The sequence below is a fragment of the Streptomyces sp. 2A115 genome (genome assembly GCF_052245575.1).
Lineage (GTDB): Bacteria > Actinomycetota > Actinomycetes > Streptomycetales > Streptomycetaceae > Streptomyces.
In genome coordinates this window covers 74109-87295 of sequence record NZ_JBQQCG010000009.1, presented here as the reverse complement: position 1 = coordinate 87295, position 13187 = coordinate 74109, and the positions used below count along the sequence as shown (strand labels likewise).

The window sequence follows — 13187 nt, the reverse complement described above, 5'->3', positions numbered from 1 at the left end:
CGGCATGCGGCTCAGGGTGGCCGGGGAGGGGCGCCGAGGAAGCCCCTCCCTACTGGCCCGGCCCGCTCTCCTCCCCGTACAACTCCTCGATCTCCCGCGCGAACTCCCGCGTGACCACCGCCCTGCGGAGCTTCATCGTGGGGGTCAGGTGGCCGGCCGTCTCGGTGAAGTTCAGGGGGAGGACGGTGAAGGCGCGGATGGATTCGGCGCGGGAGACGAGGCGGTTGGCGTCGTCGACGGCGCGTTGGAGGACGGCGAGGAGGTCCGGGTCGGTCACCAGGGTGGGGATCGGGAGGTGGGACTTTCCGGTCATGCGGCACCAGTGGGCCATGCCCTCGGAGTCGAGGGTGACGAGGGCCGTCACATAGGGGCGGTTGTCGCCGATGACCACGCACTGGTTGATGAGGGGGTGGGCGCGGAGCCAGTCCTCCAGGGGCGCGGGGGCGACGTTCTTGCCGCTGGTGGTGATGAGGATGTCCTTCTTGCGGCCGGTGATCGTGAGGTAGCCGTCGTCGTCGAGTTCGCCGATGTCGCCGGTGGCGAACCAGCCCTCCTGGTCGGCCGGGACCACCCCGCCCGCTCGCGGATCCCAGTAGCCGCGGAACACCGTGCCCCCGCTCAGCAGGATCTCGCCGTCCTGGGCGATCCGGACACGGGTGCCGGGCAGCGGCCAGCCGACCGTGCCGAGGCGGGGCCTGCGCGGGTGGGTGAGCGTCGCGGCGGCGGTCGACTCGGTGAGGCCGTAGCCCTCGTAGACCTGGATGCCCGCGCCGGCGTAGAAGGAGGCCAGGCGCCGGCCGAGCGGGGAGCCGCCGCAGACCACCTGGCGGACCTTGCCGCCCAGTGCGGCGCGGATGCGGCGGTAGACGAGCGGGTCGTAGAGGGCGCGGGCCGCCTTGAGTTTCGTACCCGGCCCCGAGCCCGTGCCGTGCTGTTCGGCCTCCATGGCATCGCCGTAGCTCCGGGCCACCCGGGCCGCCCGGTCGAAGGAGGCGGCGCGGCCCATCTTCTCCGCGGTCGCGCGGCCGGTGTTGTAGACCTTCTCCAGGACGTACGGGATGGCCAGCAGGAAGGTCGGGCTGAACCCGGCGAGGTCGGCCAGCAGTTCCTCCGTGCGGATGCTCGGCGCGTGGCCCAGCCGGACCCGGGCGCGCATGCAGGCGACGGACACCATCCGGCCGAAGACGTGCGAGAGGGGGAGGTAGAGGAGCGTGGACGCCGGTTCCTTGAAGCTGGACTTGAAGACCGGGTGGAGCAGTTCGACCGCGTTGTCGACCTCGGCGAAGAAGTTGCCGTGGGTCAGCGCGCAGCCCTTGGGGCGGCCCGTGGTGCCGGAGGTGTACATGATCGTCGCGAGCGAGTCGGGGCCGAGCACTCCACGGCGTACCTCGACCTCTTGGTCCGGCACGTCCCGGCCCAGCTCGGCCAGCCGCTCCGTGTGCCCCTTCTCGAAGATCCACATGTGCTGGACGTCGGGGAGCCGGTCGCGCTCCGGACCGAGCGCGGCGGCCTGCGACACGTGCTCGACGGCCAGCGCGACGGCGCCGGAGTCCTGGAGGATCCAGCGCGTCTGGAAGACGGACGAGGTGGGGTAGACGGGGACGGTGATCAGTCCCGCGGCCCAGGCGGCGAAGTCCAGCAGCGTCCACTCGTAGGTGGTACGCGCCATGATCGCTAGCCGGTCGCCCGGCATCAGCCCCTCCGCGATCAGCCCCTTGGCGACCGCCAGCACCTCGTCCGCGAACTCGGCCGCCGTGACGTCCGTCCAGTGGCCGTTCGGTCCCTTGCGGCTGAGCACCGGGGCGTCGGGGGCCTGTTCCGCGTTGTCGAAGGGGATGTCCGCGAGCGATCCGTGCGTGACGGGGCGGACCAGCGGGGGGACCGAGACCTCTCGTACGACCCCGTCCAGCCGCCTGACCTCGGGTTCCGGGACGACGGGCTGGGGGTTGGCGGAGGGATCGCGGGACACAGGCGGCTCCTTACTCTTGTGCTCTCCCCATTACGGCCCTGTGAAGTGGCGGGTTCACCTGGGAAACCGGGGGGCTTGTGTGCGGAAGAGTGAGAAGTTCGTGTTCGTAGCGTACGACCGTTCATCTTTTGCCCAACAGGCATGCGCATCAGGGATGTTCGAGTTCGAGGGTTTCGAGGTGACGACAACAACGTAGGCCGGAATCGCCGACGACCGCGACGCGGCGCGCCTGAGGCTGAGGCCTAGGAATGTGAAGGCCTTGAGGCGCTTGCGAGGGCTTCCGGGGACTCATCTCGACCCGCTCCCCACCTGTGACATACCCTTACCTAGGGTAACCTTACTCTGGAGTAAGCAAGCCTGAGTGCAGGACCGAACTGGGAGTTGGACCGTGGCCGACCGCTACCTGGGCTTCACCGGGACCGGGACCGGCCCGCTTCGTGACCCGTCGGCTCGGGCTGCCGCAGCCGGCGCCGTTGCGCCGGCGTAGGAGTGGATCAACGATGGACGACACGACGGAAACGATGCACACCCAGGCCCTCACCAGCTCCCCCGCCCTGGTCCCTCTCCTCGCCCGGGGTGCCCTCCTCTCGCCGTTCAAGCGACCCCGGACCGGAGTCACGGCGTCCCGTACCCGGCTCGTTCTCCCAGACGTCCGGATCGATCTGGCCAAACTCGCCGCATACGAACGGGCCTGTGGATTCGGTGTCGGGGCCGATGAGTTGCCCTTGACGTATCCGCACGTACTCGGCTTCCCGTTGGCCATGCGCCTGATGAGTGGCCGTGCGTTTCCGTTGCCGTTGCTCGGGCTGGTGCACACGTCCATCGAAGTCAGCCGGCACAAGGCCCTCGCGGCCACCGGGGAGTACGAACTCTCCGTGTACGTCGATGAGTTGGTGCCCCATCGGCGCGGCACCGAGGCCGCCGTCGTGACCGAGGCGCGGGCGGGCGGGGAGCTCGTGTGGGAGTCGAGGAGTACGTATCTCGCGCGGCACCGGACGACGCCGGAGAGCACACTCCGGCACGGCACCACGACGGAGACCTCGCTCAGGCACGGCACCACCACCGAGACCTCGCTCCGGCACGGGACCGCGCCGGAGAGCACGCTCGAGCAGCGGCCCGTGGACGAACGCAAGCCGTTGCGCGTCCTCGCCGAGTGGCGGCTCGCCGGGGACGTCGGGCGGCGGTACGGGGCCGCGTCCGGCGACCGCAACCCGATCCACCTGCATCCCCTCGCCGCCCGCCTGTTCGGCTTCCCCGGGACCATCGCGCACGGCATGTGGAGCGTGGCGCGCTGCCTCGCCGAGCACGGGGCGCCCCAAGCGGCCCTGGTGAGGGCGGAGTTCAGGGCACCGGTGCTGCTGCCGGGGACAGTGGCGTACGGGGCCGAGGGCGGCGCTTTCGAACTGCGCGGGGACAGCGGACGCCTCCACCTGGCGGGGGAAGTGTCACCGCTGCTCTGACCAGGGCCGCCCCTCCATCAGATCGCCGAGCCCCGCCCAGGCGAAGTTCATCAGGGTCGCGGCCGTCTGTCTCGCCGAGATGCCCGGCGTGGCGTTGGCCCAGGCGGCGAGGGACTCGGCGGCACCGACCAGGGCTTCCGCCAGACCGGCGACCTCGCGCTCGGGCAACGACGGGTCCTGGTGGGCCTCCCGAGCCGCCACCACGATCAACTGGGTGACGAACGCGACGATTTCCTCGCGCATCGCGCTGACCTCGGCGGCGAACGGCTCCCCGTGCGTACGCGCCTGGAGGTGCAACACCGCCCAGCCGTCCGGGTTCTGCGCGGTGTGCGTGAAGAACGCCCGCAGGCCTTCCCAGAGTTGGCGGTCGGCGGGCAGGCCGGGCTGGACCCCCGCGCGTACGGCCTCGGTCAGGGCCTGCGCCTCACGTCGGATGCATGCGGTGAACAGGTCTTCCTTGGAGTTCAGGTACAGGTACACCAACGGCTTGGACACGCCCGCCAGATCGGCGATCTCGTCCATCGACGCGGCCCGGTACCCCCGCTGCCCGAAGGTTCGCACGGCGGCGTCCAGCATCTGCTGTTCGCGCACGGCACGCGGCATCCGCTTGTTCTTCACTGCACCCATGTGTCAAGCGTATGGTCTGCCGACGGCTTGGCCGGGTTGAGGTGCGCCTTTGCTGTGAGCTGTGAGCCGAGGGCTGGAAGCCGCGGGCTGCCGGCTGCGCGGGCTGGGAGTGTCTTACGACGTCTGGCCCTGGGTCCTGCCCTGGGCCCTTGCGACGTCGTCCACCGCCTCGTCCTCCTGGCTGCGGTTCGCCTCCAGGTTGGACTTGACGCGCTCCACCTTCTGCACGACCTGGGCCGAGGCGCGGTCGCGCTCCTTGCGGAGGGCCACGAAGCTGATGGGAGCCGAGATCACCAGGGAGAGCAGGACGACCCACATGTAGTTGGAGTCGCCGAGGCCGCGCGGCGCGATACCGGAGTAGACGAGGCCCCAGACGACCACGAGGCAGCCCGCGAAGATTCCTAGGCGCATCAGCGTGTAGCGGAGCATCTCAATCCACTCTTCCCGTTCCGAACGATCCCAAAGGGCACCGTCAAGTGAAGCACGGGCCCGGTGGGATCTTGTAGGGGGGTTCGTCAGGTGAGCGGCAGCAGCATGGTGATGTCGTCCCGGTCGTCCCCCGGTGCCACCCTGATCGCCTGGGGCACGCGGCCGACCTCCTTGTAACCGCAGGAGGCGTAGAACCGCTCGAGCCCCTCCCCGCCCCGGCAGGTGAGCCGTATCGCGTCGATCCCCTCGAACCCGCGGGCGGTCTCGGCGGCGGCCGCGAGCAGATCCCGCCCATATCCCTTGCCCTGGTGTTTCGGGTGCACCATCACCGTGTAGAGCCACACCCAGTGCGTCATCAGCCGGTGCGTGTTGAAGGTGAGGAAGGCGGCCGCGACGACGGACCCGGCCCCGCCCTGGTCCTGGTCTTGGCCTTTGCATTCGTTTTCGTCTCGTCCGACCAGCAGCCGCCCACGCCCCTCGCTCATCGCGGCAAGGTGCTTCACGAGTTCCGGACGTATCGCCTCGCGCGAGACGGGCGGTACGAAGCCGACGGCGCCGCCCGCGTTGGACACGTCGGCCCACAGGTCGACGAGGCCGTCACGCAGCGCCGGGTCGATGGAGGGGTCGAGCTCGAAGGTAAGAGCCATCGGGGGAGGTTATCCATTACCTCGACCGCGACTCAAGGATGTTTTCGGGGAACGGAGAGGACGACGGACGGCAGGACGACAGACGGCAGGCTGCCGGACGGCAGGACGACGGAACCTCGCTCAGAACCCGGTCAGTGCAGCGCCCGTGCCGCCACCTTCAGGTCGGAGACCAGCCCGCGGTAGGCCGCCTCCCGGTCGTCCGCGCGCAGGACGGAGGACGGGTGGAGGGTCGCGACGACCCGTTCCTTCCGTCCGTGGATCTCCTCCTCCAGCAGCGTTCCGCGCTGCTGCGTGACCCGGAACGACGAGCCGAGCAGCGCCTTGCCCGCGGTCGCTCCGAGTACCACGATCAGCTCGGGTTCGACGAGGGCCAGCTCGGCGGCGAGCCAGGGGCCGCAGGCCGTCATCTCGCGCAGGCTCGGCGCCTTGTGGATACGGCGCTTGCCCGGTCCCGACTGGGTGAACTTGAAGTGCTTGACGGCGTTCGTCACGTACGTCTGCTCCGGGTCGATCCCCGCCTCGGCCAGTGCCCGGTCGAGCAGGCGCCCCGCGGGACCGACGAAGGGCTCCCCCTTCTGGTCCTCCTGGTCCCCGGGCTGCTCCCCCACGAGGATGACGCGCGCCCCCGCATCACCGCTCCCGAACACCGTCTGAGTCGCTTCCCGATGCAACGGGCACCCCCGGCACTCGGCAGCGGCCTTGCGCAGCGCGGCGAGCCCGCCACGCGAGGGAACGAACGGCTCGGCGGTATACGCGTCCTCGGGCGCCGTGGTAACCATGCCGACCGAGTACCCGCCCGACGCGGGGTGTCACCTGCACGATGACGGGTGGGCGTGCGGGACACAGAGCCCCGCTGCCCCGCCCCGGCGAAAGGCTCAGCCCCGCTTCCGCCTCAGACCCGCATCGGCTGAGGCGACTCCCGGCGCTCCGGGTCCGCTCCCTCGTACTCGCGGATGATCTCGTACCGGGTGTTGCGCTCCACCGGGCGGAAGCCCGCGTCGCGGATCAGGTCGAGCAGATCCTCGCGGGTCAGCTTGTTCGGGGTGCCGTAGTTGTCCGCGTCATGGGTGATCTTGTACTCGACGACCGAGCCGTCCATGTCGTCGGCGCCGTGCTGGAGGGCGAGCTGGGCGGTCTGGACGCCGTGCATGACCCAGAAGACCTTGACGTGCGGAACGTTGTCGAAGAGCAGCCGCGAGACCGCGAAGGTCTTCAGGGCCTCGGCGCCCGTCGCCATCTGGGTGCGTGCCTGGAGGCGGTTGCGGACCTTGCCGTCCTTCATGTCCACGAAGTCGTGCTGGTAACGGAGGGGGATGAAGACCTGGAAGCCGCCCGTCTCGTCCTGGAGTTCACGCAGGCGCAGCACGTGGTCGACCCGGTGGCGGGGCTCCTCGATGTGCCCGTACAGCATCGTGCACGGGGTCTTGAGGCCCTTCGAGTGCGCGAGGCGGTGGATCCGTGACCAGTCTTCCCAGTGTGTGCGGTGGTCCACGATGTGCCGGCGGACCTCCCAGTCGAAGATCTCCGCGCCGCCGCCGGTGAGCGACTCCAGGCCCGCCTCGATCAGCTCGTCCAGGATCTCCGACGCCGACAGACCCGAGATCGTCTCGAAGTGGTGGATCTCCGTGGCCGTGAAGGCCTTCAGCGAGACGTTCGGCAGCGCCTTCTTCAGCTCGCTCAGCGACCGCGGGTAGTACCGCCACGGCAGGTTCGGGTGGAGCCCGTTGACGATGTGCAGCTCGGTGAGGTTGTCGTTCTCCATCGCCTTGGCGAGGCGGACGGCCTCCTCGATGCGCATCGTGTACGCGTCCTTCTCGCCCGGCTTCCGCTGGAACGAGCAGTAGGCGCACGACGCGGTGCACACGTTCGTCATGTTGAGGTGCCGGTTGACGTTGAAGTGGACCACGTCACCGTTCTTGCGGGTCCGCACCTCGTGGGCGAGCCCGCCCAGCCAGGCCAGGTCGTCCGACTCGTACAGCGCGATGCCGTCCTCACGGGTCAGCCGTTCACCGGCCCGGACCTTCTCCTCCAGCTCGCGCTTGAGCCCGACATCCATGCCTCTGCCTCTCCTCGAACCCGAAGACGAACGAACCGTGCCAACCGTACGCCCCCACCCTTCGGGCGGTAGGAGCCCCCATCAGCCACTCCGTGCCTGAGCCACTACTGCTCTTCTACTGCTCTTCCTCCGGCAGCTCGCCCACCCTGTTCTCCCACTTCGTGGAGAGCACGATCGTGGTGCGCGTCCGCGAGACGCCCTTCGTCCCCGACAGCCGCCGGATCGTCTTCTCGAGACCGTCCACGTCCGGCGCTCGCACCTTGAGCATGAAGGAGTCGTCGCCGGCGATGAACCAGCAGTCCTCGATCTCGTTGAGGTCCTTCATCCGGCGTGCCACGTCCTCGTGGTCGGCGGCGTCGGAGAGCGAGATGCCGATGAGGGCGGTGACGCCGAGGCCGAGCGAGGCGGCGTCGACCGTCGCGCGGTAGCCGGTGATGACACCGGCGGCCTCCAGGCGGTTGATGCGGTCGGTGACGCTGGGTCCCGACAGTCCGACGAGGCGTCCCAGCTCCGCGTAGGAGGCCCGGCCGTTCTCCCTGAGGGCCTGGATGAGCTGCCTGTCCACCGCGTCCATGCGATCGATAGCCTTCCGCTGAGAGTTCCTGAAGTGATGAGTGGGTACTGCTCGTTGCTCGACCGGTGTCGCTCAACGCTCGACCGGTGTTGCTCAGGTGGTGCTCCGGTAGTACTCGGTGGCGCTCAGGTGGTGCGTGAGCCGCCGCCGAGTTCGCCCTCCCAGCGGCGGTAGAGCGTGTGCTCGACGCCCGCCGCGTCCAGCACGCGCCCGGCGACGAAGTCCACCAGGTCCTGGATGTGCGTGGCGCCCGCGTAGAACGCCGGGGAGGCCGGGAGCACGGTCGCGCCCGCGTCGTCCAGTGTCACCAGGTGCCGCAGGGTCTGCCCGTTCAACGGGGTCTCCCGGACGGCGACGACCAGCTTGCGCCGCTCCTTGAGGGTGACGCTCGCGGCACGCTGCAACAGGTCCTTCGAGAGGCCGAGCGCGACTCCGGCCACGCAGGCGGTGGAGGCGGGCACGATGAGCATGCCCTTCGAGGGGTACGAGCCCGACGACGGCCCCGCCGCCAGGTCACCGGAACCCCAGTGCCGTACGGCGTCGACACGTTCCTCGAAAGCCCTGAAGGTGCCGGGCTTCCCGTCCGCGCCCCGGGCCAGCCACTCCCGCAGGTCCTCCTGCCAGTGGGCGTCCCGGAAGCCGATGCCGGTCTCGTCAAGGAGCGTGAGCCGGGAGGCACGGGAGACCACCAGGTCGACGCTCTCACCGGCCGCGAGAAGCGCACGCAGCACGGCAGCGGCGTACGGGGTCCCTGATGCCCCGGACACCCCCACGATCCAAGGCGTGCGCTGCGTCTCTCCTGGCTTCATGGTGTCGAGCCTATCCGGCGGCTGACGGTATTCAGACCGTGAGGCCGCGTACCAGCAGATCGAGCAGGGCGCAGAGGAACAGGGCGATGCCGATGAAGCCGTTGACGCTGAAGAAGGCGCGGTTCACACGGGACAGGTCGTGCGGTTTGACGATGGAGTGCTCGTAGAGGAACGCGGCCGTGACGATCAGCAGGCCCAGCCAGAAGAACGCGCCCGCGTCGGTGGCCACGGCGTACCAGACGAAGAGCCCCGTCGTCACCGCGTGACAGAGCCGCGCACCCCAGATCGCCGCCGGGATGCCGAAGCGGGCGGGGACCGACATGACGCCGATCTCGCGGTCCGTCTTCACGTCCTGGCAGGCGTAGATCAGGTCGAAGCCGCCGATCCAGACGCCGACCGCGAGGCCGAGGATCACCGCTTCCCAGGACCACTCCCCGGTGATCGCCAGCCAGCCGCCGATCGGGCCCATCGCCTGGGCGAGCCCGAGGATGGCCTGCGGGAAGTTCGTGAACCGTTTGCCGTACGGGTAGACCACCATCGGGATCACCGCGATGGGCGCCAGGGCCAGACAGAGCGGGTTGAGCAGGGCCGCGGCGCCCAGGAAGAAGACCAGGGCGACCAGCGCGCCCGTCCACGCGTGCTTGACCGTCATCGCGCCGGTGACCAGCTCGCGATGGGCCGTACGGGGGTTGCGGGCGTCGATCTCGCGGTCGATGATCCGGTTGGCGGCCATGGCGAAGGTGCGCAGACCGACCATCGCGACGGTGACGAGGAGCAGTCGGCCCCAGTGGATGTTCTCGTCCAGCTGGAACATCGCCGTCAGCGCCGCGATGTACGCGAAGGGCAGCGCGAAGACGGAGTGCTCGATCATGACGAGGCGCAGGAAGGCGCGCGCCCTGCCGGGCTGGGGCATCGCGGCGGCGGAGGCGCTCACAGGCCGCACTCCGTCCAGCGGCGATCGACCACCGGGGGTCCGGGGGTTGCCCCCCGGGAAAGCACAGCACCTCCGCGGCTGCGGAGAAGCCCCGCCGCCGCGCTGCCGCGTTCCGTCATCGCCTCGACCCTCACAGTCCGTATTCCTTCCAGCGCTTCGTCACCCGTTCGGATGTCTCCGGGTCCGAAAGCACCATCTCAGGCCAGCCCCCGTCCCGCGTATAGCCCTCCTCGGGCCATTTCCGCGTCGCGTCGATGCCCGCCTTGCCGCCCCAGAACTGTTGGTAGGAGGCGTGGTCGAGGTGGTCGACCGGGCCCTCGACGACCGTGAGGTCACGGGAGTAGTCCGTGTTGCCGAGCGCGCGCCACGCGACCTCGTGCAGGTCGTGGACGTCGCAGTCGGCGTCGACGACCACGATCAGCTTGGTCAGGGACATCATGTGGGCGCCCCAGACGGCGTGCATGACCTTCTGGGCGTGCTTCGGGTACTTCTTGTCGATCGCGACGATCGCGCAGTTGTGGAAGCCGCCCGCCTCGGGGAGGTGGTAGTCCACGATGTCCGGCACGATGATCTTCAGGAGCGGGAGGAAGAAGCGCTCCGTGGCCCGGCCGAGAGGTCCGTCCTCCGTCGGGGGGCGGCCGACCACGATCGACTGGAGCAGCGGGCGCTTCCGCATCGTCACGCAGTCGATCGTGAGCGCCGGGAAGGGTTCCTGCGGCGTGTAGAAGCCGGTGTGGTCGCCGAAAGGTCCCTCGGGGAGCATCTCACCGGGCTCCAGCCAGCCTTCGAGTACGACTTCCGCGTTCGCCGGGACCTGCAACGGCACCGTCTTGCAGTCCACCATCTCGATCCGCCTGCCCTGGACGAACCCGGCGAAGAGGTACTCGTCGATGTCTCCGGGAAGCGGGGCCGTGGCTGCGTACGTCACCGAGGGCGGGCAGCCGAAGGCGATCGCGACCGGCAGCCGCTCACCCCGCCGCGCGGCCACCTGGTAGTGGTTGCGGCTGTCCTTGTGGATCTGCCAGTGCATGCCGATGGTGCGCTTGTCGTGGCGCTGGAGGCGGTAGAGCCCGAGGTTGCGGATGCCGCTCTCCGGGTCCTTGGTGTGCGTCAGGCCCAGGTTGAAGAAGGAGCCGCCGTCCTGCGGCCAGGTGAACAGGGCCGGGAGCTGGTCCAGGTCCACGTCCTCGCCCCGGAGCACGACCTCCTGAACGGGGGCGTTGTCGGACTTCACCTTCTTCGGCGGTACGTGCGTCATGGCGCCGAGCTTCCCGAAGGCCTCGCGCACACCGACGAACCCGTGCGGCAGCTCCGGCTTGAGCAGCCCACCGATCTTCTCGCTGATCTCCTCGTACGACTTCAGGCCGAGCGCCTTGAGCAGGCGGCGGTCGGTCCCGAAGACGTTCATGGCGAGCGGCATCGCCGACCCGCGCACCTTCTCGAAGAGCAGGGCCGGGCCGCCCGCCTTCTGTACCCGGTCGACGATCTCCCCGACTTCCAGGTACGGGTCGACCTCGACCTTGACGCGCTGGAGGTCGCCCTCGCGCTCCAGCGCCCGGAGCAGGGAACGAAGATCGTCGTAAGCCATGCCTTTCAGTATCGGCTACTCGCTACGCTGACCCTGTAACGGGGGCCGCCCACCCGGTCCCGATCTCCACACGCAGGGGGACCGCCTCATGCTTCGGGTGCTGATGATCCTGGTGCCACTGGCACTCAGCATCTACGCGTTCATCGACTGCATCTCCACCGATGAGAAGGAGATCCGGTACATCCCCAAGCCTCTCTGGGCGATCCTCGTGCTGCTCTTCCCGCTGGTCGGCTCCATCTCCTGGCTGCTCGTCGGCAGGAAGCGCACGCCCCGCGGCGCCTCGCCGGGCGGCCGGGGCGGCTGGGTCGCGCCCGACGACAACCCCGAGTTCCTCAAGTCCCTCAAGGACGAAAAAGGCGAGAAGGGCAAGAAGGGCGACGTCAAGGGCGAGGCCGACGGCCCGAGTGCGGAGAAGGACGACGACGCCCACCTCAAGGACTGGGAGGACGATCTGCGCCGCCGCGAGGAGGAGCTGAAGCGCCGCGAGGGCGGGACCGGCGACGGCCCCGACGACGCCGCACCGCCCAAGCCCTGACCGGAGAGCTGAGAGCCGAGAGCTGAGAGCTGAGAGCTGAGAGCTCTGGAGTCGACGCCGCCCCGTCTCCCTACAAGGTGTACGCCGACGAGCCTCCCGAAGCGGACAATGCGCCCCTGGGCCCGAGCGCGCGCGGGCCGGACACTTGGCGGGCATGACGACAGCTCCGGCCAGTAGTACCTCCGCGTCCCCGCCCCCCGAGTACGGCGACAAGGTCATCGCCGTCGAGACGGCGGGCTCGGAGCCGATCCCCCTCTCCGAGCGGCACGGCAGCCCGCTTCAGCTGCTGTGGACGTGGGCCTCGCCGAACATCGAGTTCGCGACGGTCTACATCGGTGTCATCTCGGTCCTCTTCTTCGGCCTGAACTTCTGGCAGGCGTCGGCGGCGCTGCTGCTCGGCACGGCGCTGGGGGCCCTCACCCACGGGATCCTGTCGCTGGACGGGCCGCGCTTCGGCGTCCCGCAGATGGCCATCGGCCGGTTCGCCTTCGGTTACCGGGGGAACGTGTTCCCGTCCGGGGTCAACGCCCTGGTGGCCGGGGTCGGCTGGTTCGCCGTCAACAGCGTGAGCGCGGCCTTCGCACTCAACACCCTCACCGGCCTCCGCCCCCTCCCCTCCCTCCTCCTCGTCGTCGCGGTGGAGATCGGCATCGGTTTCATCGGGCACAACTTCGTGCACGTCTTCGAGCGGTACGCGTTCCCGGTGCTGGCGGTCGTGTTCCTGCTGGCGGGCGTGTGGACCTTCAAGGAGGCGGACTTCTCGACAGCGGGCGGCAGCGGCGGCATCGGCGGGTTCCTGCTCGCGTTCAGCGCGGCGTGGGGGTACGCGGCCGGCTGGAACCCGGGCGCCTCCGACTACTCGCGCTATCTGCCGCCGACCGCGTCCCGGCTGCGTACGGCCCTGTATCCGGCCGTGGGTCTCTTCGTCTCCGTCGCCGTCGTCTCCGTGATCGGCGCCGCCTCGGCGACGATCGTGGCCCCGGAGGGCTCGACCCCGACCGCCGCCTTCACGGGCCATCTGCCGGGCTGGCTCAGCGACTTGGTACTTCTCGCCATCATCCTGGGCGCGGTCTCGGCGAACGCCCTCAACGTCTACTCCTCCGCCATGTCGGTCACCTCGCTCGGCCTGCGCCTGCCGCGGTGGCTCGGCCGCAGCGCGCTGGTCGTGCTGTCCGGACTCGCCGGTACGGCCGCCGCGTGGGCGTCACTGGCCGACGCGGGGCACGCCTACGAGGCGTTCCTGCTGGTCATCGCGTACTGGGTGGGACCGTGGCTGGGCGTGGTCCTGGTGGAGCGGTGGGCCCGCTCGCGCACGCCGGCCGAGGAACTGTCCCCGCGGCTCGGCGACCGCACCTTCACCAACTGGCCCGGAGTCACCGCCCTGTTGGCGGGCATCGCGATCTCCGTCCCGCTCTTCTCCAACCAGGAGAAGTACGTGGGCTGGGTGCCGGAGCAGTGGCCGTCCTTCGGGGACATCACGTGCCTGGTGGGGTTTGTGGTGAGCGCGGGGCTGTATGCGGCGCTGCGGGGGCGGTTCGCCAGGTCGGTCTGAGGGCTTC

The 13187-nt window shown here is 69.5% G+C and carries 13 protein-coding genes; 3 read left to right on the top strand and 10 right to left on the bottom strand.

All coding sequences use genetic code 11. The annotated features are described in order from the left end of the window. Window positions 1-49: 49 nt before the first annotated feature. Window positions 50-1969 carry an AMP-dependent synthetase/ligase gene (locus ACTWQR_RS10895; protein WP_443226763.1) on the bottom strand — a complete coding sequence of 640 codons (1920 nt, stop codon included), beginning with the start codon at window positions 1967-1969 and terminating at the stop codon, window positions 50-52. A 500-nt stretch (window positions 1970-2469) separates the two neighbouring features. Here ACTWQR_RS10895 and ACTWQR_RS10890 point away from each other — a divergent pair, with 500 nt between their 5' ends. Then, window positions 2470-3429 carry a MaoC family dehydratase gene (locus tag ACTWQR_RS10890; RefSeq protein ID WP_443226762.1) on the top strand — a complete coding sequence of 320 codons (960 nt, stop codon included), beginning with the start codon at window positions 2470-2472 and terminating at the stop codon, window positions 3427-3429. Here the strand turns inward: ACTWQR_RS10890 and ACTWQR_RS10885 are convergent. The 9 genes from ACTWQR_RS10885 to ACTWQR_RS10845 all read right to left on the bottom strand — a co-directional run bounded on the left by ACTWQR_RS10885 (window position 3415) and on the right by ACTWQR_RS10845 (window position 11093). Then, window positions 3415-4056, bottom strand: coding sequence for a TetR/AcrR family transcriptional regulator (locus ACTWQR_RS10885; RefSeq protein WP_443226761.1), 642 nt, complete (start codon window positions 4054-4056; stop codon window positions 3415-3417). The two genes, ACTWQR_RS10890 and ACTWQR_RS10885, sit on opposite strands and share 15 nt — an antisense overlap. A 114-nt stretch (window positions 4057-4170) precedes the next feature. Then, on the bottom strand, window positions 4171-4485 hold the full coding sequence (locus tag ACTWQR_RS10880; RefSeq protein WP_443226760.1) for a DUF4229 domain-containing protein: 315 nt from the start codon (window positions 4483-4485) through the stop codon (window positions 4171-4173). A gap of 86 nt (window positions 4486-4571) precedes the next feature. After that, complete coding sequence (locus ACTWQR_RS10875; protein ID WP_443226759.1) at window positions 4572-5132, bottom strand: GNAT family N-acetyltransferase; 561 nt, start codon at window positions 5130-5132, stop codon at window positions 4572-4574. A 131-nt stretch (window positions 5133-5263) separates the two neighbouring features. Further along, the gene (locus ACTWQR_RS10870) at window positions 5264-5911 is read right to left on the bottom strand and encodes a UdgX family uracil-DNA binding protein (RefSeq protein WP_443226758.1); all 648 of its coding nucleotides are present in this window, start codon (window positions 5909-5911) and stop codon (window positions 5264-5266) included. Window positions 5912-6024: 113 nt separating this feature from the next. Then, the gene (gene mqnE / locus ACTWQR_RS10865; RefSeq protein WP_443226757.1) at window positions 6025-7188 is read right to left on the bottom strand and encodes an aminofutalosine synthase MqnE; all 1164 of its coding nucleotides are present in this window, start codon (window positions 7186-7188) and stop codon (window positions 6025-6027) included. A 115-nt stretch (window positions 7189-7303) separates the two neighbouring features. Beyond that, window positions 7304-7762, bottom strand: coding sequence for an Lrp/AsnC family transcriptional regulator (locus ACTWQR_RS10860; protein ID WP_443226756.1), 459 nt, complete (start codon window positions 7760-7762; stop codon window positions 7304-7306). 125 nt (window positions 7763-7887) lie between these two features. Further along, the gene (locus tag ACTWQR_RS10855) at window positions 7888-8571 is read right to left on the bottom strand and encodes a UbiX family flavin prenyltransferase (protein ID WP_443226755.1); all 684 of its coding nucleotides are present in this window, start codon (window positions 8569-8571) and stop codon (window positions 7888-7890) included. 31 nt (window positions 8572-8602) lie between these two features. Then, window positions 8603-9505: a menaquinone biosynthesis prenyltransferase MqnP gene (gene mqnP / locus ACTWQR_RS10850; protein ID WP_443226754.1), complete on the bottom strand. Its 903-nt coding sequence runs from the start codon at window positions 9503-9505 to the stop codon at window positions 8603-8605. Window positions 9506-9635: 130 nt separating this feature from the next. Next, the gene (locus ACTWQR_RS10845) at window positions 9636-11093 is read right to left on the bottom strand and encodes a menaquinone biosynthesis decarboxylase (protein WP_443226753.1); all 1458 of its coding nucleotides are present in this window, start codon (window positions 11091-11093) and stop codon (window positions 9636-9638) included. A gap of 88 nt (window positions 11094-11181) precedes the next feature. On the opposite strand from ACTWQR_RS10845, the gene ACTWQR_RS10840 reads away from it, so the two are divergent. Both ACTWQR_RS10840 and ACTWQR_RS10835 read left to right on the top strand, forming a co-directional pair. Then, window positions 11182-11628, top strand: coding sequence for a PLD nuclease N-terminal domain-containing protein (locus ACTWQR_RS10840; protein ID WP_443226752.1), 447 nt, complete (start codon window positions 11182-11184; stop codon window positions 11626-11628). A gap of 154 nt (window positions 11629-11782) precedes the next feature. Then, a complete protein-coding gene (locus ACTWQR_RS10835) occupies window positions 11783-13180 on the top strand; it encodes a purine-cytosine permease family protein (protein WP_443226751.1) in 1398 nt (465 codons plus the stop codon). Window positions 13181-13187 lie beyond the last annotated feature (7 nt).

Coding starts and splice junctions, on each gene's coding strand:
- ACTWQR_RS10870 (WP_443226758.1), bottom strand. CDS start 5,911: ATGGTTACCACGGCGCCCGAGGACGCGTATACCGCCGAGCCGTTCGTT.
- ACTWQR_RS10885 (WP_443226761.1), bottom strand. CDS start 4,056: ATGGGTGCAGTGAAGAACAAGCGGATGCCGCGTGCCGTGCGCGAACAG.
- ACTWQR_RS10855 (WP_443226755.1), bottom strand. CDS start 8,571: ATGAAGCCAGGAGAGACGCAGCGCACGCCTTGGATCGTGGGGGTGTCC.
- ACTWQR_RS10840 (WP_443226752.1), top strand. CDS start 11,182: ATGCTTCGGGTGCTGATGATCCTGGTGCCACTGGCACTCAGCATCTAC.
- ACTWQR_RS10875 (WP_443226759.1), bottom strand. CDS start 5,132: ATGGCTCTTACCTTCGAGCTCGACCCCTCCATCGACCCGGCGCTGCGT.
- ACTWQR_RS10845 (WP_443226753.1), bottom strand. CDS start 11,093: ATGGCTTACGACGATCTTCGTTCCCTGCTCCGGGCGCTGGAGCGCGAG.
- ACTWQR_RS10880 (WP_443226760.1), bottom strand. CDS start 4,485: ATGCTCCGCTACACGCTGATGCGCCTAGGAATCTTCGCGGGCTGCCTC.
- ACTWQR_RS10835 (WP_443226751.1), top strand. CDS start 11,783: ATGACGACAGCTCCGGCCAGTAGTACCTCCGCGTCCCCGCCCCCCGAG.
- ACTWQR_RS10890 (WP_443226762.1), top strand. CDS start 2,470: ATGGACGACACGACGGAAACGATGCACACCCAGGCCCTCACCAGCTCC.
- mqnE (WP_443226757.1), bottom strand. CDS start 7,188: ATGGATGTCGGGCTCAAGCGCGAGCTGGAGGAGAAGGTCCGGGCCGGT.
- ACTWQR_RS10860 (WP_443226756.1), bottom strand. CDS start 7,762: ATGGACGCGGTGGACAGGCAGCTCATCCAGGCCCTCAGGGAGAACGGC.